Below are 4,462 nucleotides of genomic sequence, written 5' to 3' on the forward strand. Positions count from 1 at the left end.
GCTCAAATCCTTTACTTCTAACAATTTACTCATTTAGAAACACCTACCTTCTTATTTATGCATTTTCGGATCAAACGCATCACGTAATCCATCTCCAATTAAGTTAAATGCAATCATAATGACTGAAATCAGTACTGCTGGGTAGACTAATAGATATGGATATTGTCTGATATTGTCGAATCCAGTATTTATTAGCGTACCTAGAGATGCATCCGGCGGAACCATCCCTAATCCAATAAAGCTTAGAAATGCTTCAAAAAAGATGGCACTAGGTATCGTAAACATCGTATTAATGATAATAATCCCACTAATATTTGGAACTAGATGCTTCCGAATAATTTTTCCATTCGTTGTGCCCAACGTTCGTGCAGCAAGCACAAATTCCTGATTTTTCAGCTTCAACACTTCACCACGGACGATCCGGGCCATTCCAATCCAACCCGTTATCGTCAGAGCGATAATAATCGATATAATACCTGGCTGTAATACGAGAATCATTAATAGAATAACAACAAGATTCGGAATTCCGACTAATATTTCTAGTATTCGTTGCATCACATTGTCGACTCTTCCGCCATAATATGCGGAAATACCACCATATGCGACACCAATTACGAGATCAATCGCCGCCGCAACTAATGCGATAATTAAGGAAACTCGTGTACCTAACCATAATCTTGTCCATTGATCCCGACCAAGCGTGTCGGTGCCTAGCCAGAAATATTGATCGGACATATCCTTGGCTTCATAAACATGATAAGTAGCTTTTACTTCTGCAGAATTATTGCTGCCATCCCCTTCAGACAGCACCTTTATATCAATAAATTCTTCTTGGTTATCATAACGGGATATAGCCTTTTGTGTAGCTTGTTCAACATTATCACCTTTGAATTCATCCTTTAATGTCCCATCAAAACCTAACCATGAAATATTTTCTAAAACGGGGGCATGCGGAGGCATTTTGGCTCGTGATAAGTCTTGATCATCTAAACCATGCTCATTCATACCTGGTCCGATGATACTAAATACAACAATCACAGCCAGCAGAATAACACAAAACATTGCCATTTTATTTTTGAAGAAGGTTCGTCTAGCATCTTGCATAAATGTTCGACTAGGGCCTGATATTTTTTCACTATCATTCTCTTTATCTTTTATAGGTACTAGTAATTCTTTTGGGACCTGATTTTTTTGATGATCTTTCTCCATATTAGCTTTCCCCCCCTGTAAGCCTGATTCTAGGGTCAATTAATACATATAGGAGGTCGATGATTAAGATGATTACTACAAATAAAAATGCGAAAAGTATTGTCGTTCCCATAATTACTGGATAATCATTAACCATAACCGATGTAACAAATTGTTCTCCTATTCCTGGCACAGCGAATATTTTTTCAATAACAAGCGTTCCTGTCATTAAACTCACTGCCATTGGGCCAATCACGGTCACAAGTGGAATAAGTGCATTACGCAAGCCGTGTTTAAAGATAATGCCGACTTCGCTGACACCCTTTGCACGTGCCGTTGTAATAAAGTTAGAACCCATTACTTCGATCATTTCCGTACGCGTAAAACGAGCAGCCGTTGCTATCGGGAATATCATCAAGGCGATCGTTGGTAATATGGTATGTTCAAACGTTCCCCATAATGCGACAGGGAACCAGCCTGTTTCCACGGCAAGGAACCATTGGAGTAGTCCAGCAAATACGAAGGATGGAATAGATGTCCCGAGTACTGCTAATATTGTCGAACTATAGTCAAGAAATCCATTGTGCGATATTGCAGCTATTAAACCGAATAAAATTCCTAGAATTGTTCCTACTAATAATGATTGCGCTCCCAACTGTGCAGATGGGCCTATTCGATCCATTAAAATATTCGTTACAGGTGTATTATCAAACGCAAAGGAAATACCTAGATCTCCCTGTACAAGACCTTTCATATAATTTACGTATTGAACGGGAACCGGGTCATTCAAGCCGTATTTTTCTAATACAATGGCTTTTTGTTCTTCACTCAATTTATCCTCTGCATTAAGCGGACTACCAGGCAACATTTTCATCAGAAAGAATGACACGGTAGCAATAATAAACAGTGTAATTGCCATATACATGACGCGACGTAAAATGTAGCGTAACATGCTTGCACCTCCTAAAATTAAGCTAATGTTCAATATTATGAGAATATATCAATATAAGGGGAAAAAGAGAGTATGCATCATGCAGTGCCTACTCTCTCTTTAAAATTTCTATCTTAACTTAAAATGATGTGCGCTTATTCTACACTTGCCCATTTGTACTCATATGTTGGACCAAATGCGTTCATGTATACGCCATGCATCTTAGGAGATACTAATTGTGCTTTAGCACGTTGATAAACAGGTGCTATTGCAGCATCTTCAAATAAAATCTTTTCTGCTTCCAAGAAATTCTCGTAGCGAGCAGTATTATTAGTAGCTAATTCAGTTGTCGTTTCTTCTACTAATTTGTCATATTCTTTATTTGAATATCCCATTTTATTGTTTCCACCGTCTGTCACCCAAAGGCTCATATATGTGTATGGGTCAAGGTAATCTGGTCCCCAACCAGACAGTTGGATGTCATAATCCATTTTTGTGTCTAGGTCTAAACGTTGTTCACCAGGTACTTGCTTTAGGTTGATTTTTAGGCCATCTAGATTTGACTCTAGTTGATTAACAAGATATTCATTCATTGTTTTAGCCGTTTCTGTATCACCAGATAGGAATTCAAGCTCAATGGAATCTTTACCTAATTCTTTTAGACCTTTTTTCCAGTATTCTTTTGCTGCTTCTGGATCATACGTAATATGATCTCCACTTACTTCGCGGAAGTCTTTTTCACCTTCTGGCATTTGAACAAAGTTTTCGGGAATTAAACCATTTGCAACGACAGAACCATTGTTAAGAATAACATCAACTAATGATTGCTTATCGAATGCTCTACTTAGTGCAGCACGAATATTTGTATTAGCTAAAGCTTCATTTCTTGTTTCATTAAATTTTAGATACCATACTGACATTTCTGGAGAAACATTGTAATCTTCGTGTGTAGCATATTGGTCAACCAAATCTGAAGATAAGTCAGCACGATCTACTGTACCTTTTTCATATAGGTCCACTGCTGTTTGTGGGTCTTTAACAACCTCATATGTCAATTTATCTAGTTGTACTGTATCCGCATCCCAGTAACTTTCATTCTTTTCTAGATCCCAAGAACTGCTTGTGCTAGTCCAATTTTTCAATACAAATGGACCGTTTGATAATACTGTCTCAGAACTTGTAGCATATTTATCACCTTGTTCTTCAACGAACTTTTCATTTAATGGTAAGAACGTACCGAACGTTGTGAGTGATTCAAAATATGGAGTTGGGTTTTCAAGCTCAACTACTAATGTATAATCATCTTTAGCAGTAACTCCTAACTCGTCTACAGCAGCATCTCCACTACTAACGGCTTCAGCGTTTTTAATAACACCGCTCATCATGTAAGGACCATACTCTGAACCAGTTTCAGGGTTAACCGCACGTTGCCATGCATAAACAAAGTCATTTGCAGTAACTGGGTCCCCATTTTCCCATTTAGCATCTTCACGTAGTGTAAAAGTCCAAGTTAGACCATCGTCACTTACTTTATGTTCTTTTGCGATACCTTCTGTAGGTTCGCCATTTTTATCTAAGCGATATAGTCCTTCCATAGTAGAACCTAAGAACTGGAAAGAGAACTCATCTGTTGCCATGGAAGAATCCATTGTAGAGATTGTTCCACTTTGTAATAGATTAAGTGTATTATCGCCACTACTTTCACTTGTACCAGAATCTTTACTTTTTGATCCTTCAGTACTATTGTCATCGCCACCGCAGGCTGCTAAAAAAACACTTAGTACGATACCAAGTGCAACCAATAATGACCATTTCTTCATACTAATATCCTCCCTTAGATGTCCCTTTTTTCTGAATATTTTAGTATTTTTCGCTACTAAGAATTCGGTTACAGTTAAAAATTATATAACTTTTAGACAAGTTTGAAAAGGCTTTTTACCTAAAACAGTTTATTTTAATTATTCCTACATTTCTTAATTTATAAAACTTCGTTATTACTAAAATGTCGTTTAATCCTGATTTCATGCATGTTTTCGTCATTTTTCTACAAAGTTTTCATATTCAAAATTTTAGGATATTTGGTTTAAAATACAAGTAATTTTCAGTCAAAAGAATGACGTTTTAAGAACTATTTAAAAATAGGTAACTGAATTAATTTTCATTTTTTAATATCCTTATTGAAATCCGATTCATCTAGAAGTGTTATAAAAATCAAAAAAGCTACTAAAATTAAGAAAAACCTGAGCAAAATTCGCTCAGTCCTTATCACTAAATGCTCAGATTCACGCTTCCTCTAGTAGCTATTATGGAATAATAGCTACTGCTTGACCACCACTCCGGCTG

Annotated in this window: 3 protein-coding genes; all 3 read right to left on the reverse strand. The window is 36.8% G+C overall.

Going from position 1 to position 4,462, the window contains the following annotated elements; genetic code table 11:
• Positions 1-51 precede the first annotated feature (51 nt).
• The 3 genes from opp3C to JUJ52_RS22540 all read right to left on the reverse strand — a co-directional run bounded on the left by opp3C (position 52) and on the right by JUJ52_RS22540 (position 3,939).
• Complete coding sequence (gene opp3C, locus JUJ52_RS22530; protein WP_121605799.1) at positions 52-1,209, reverse strand: oligopeptide ABC transporter permease; 1,158 nt, start codon at positions 1,207-1,209, stop codon at positions 52-54.
• A 1-nt stretch (position 1,210) separates the two neighbouring features.
• Entirely contained in the window at positions 1,211-2,140 is a 930-nt protein-coding gene (gene opp3b, locus JUJ52_RS22535; RefSeq protein ID WP_205389152.1) for an oligopeptide ABC transporter permease, read from the reverse strand.
• Positions 2,141-2,274: 134 nt separating this feature from the next.
• Entirely contained in the window at positions 2,275-3,939 is a 1,665-nt protein-coding gene (locus JUJ52_RS22540; RefSeq protein ID WP_034679422.1) for a peptide ABC transporter substrate-binding protein, read from the reverse strand.
• Between the last annotated feature and the right edge of the window lie 523 nt (positions 3,940-4,462).

This window comes from Virgibacillus sp. AGTR (assembly GCF_016919725.2).
GTDB classification, from domain to species: domain Bacteria; phylum Bacillota; class Bacilli; order Bacillales; family Amphibacillaceae; genus Virgibacillus; species Virgibacillus salarius.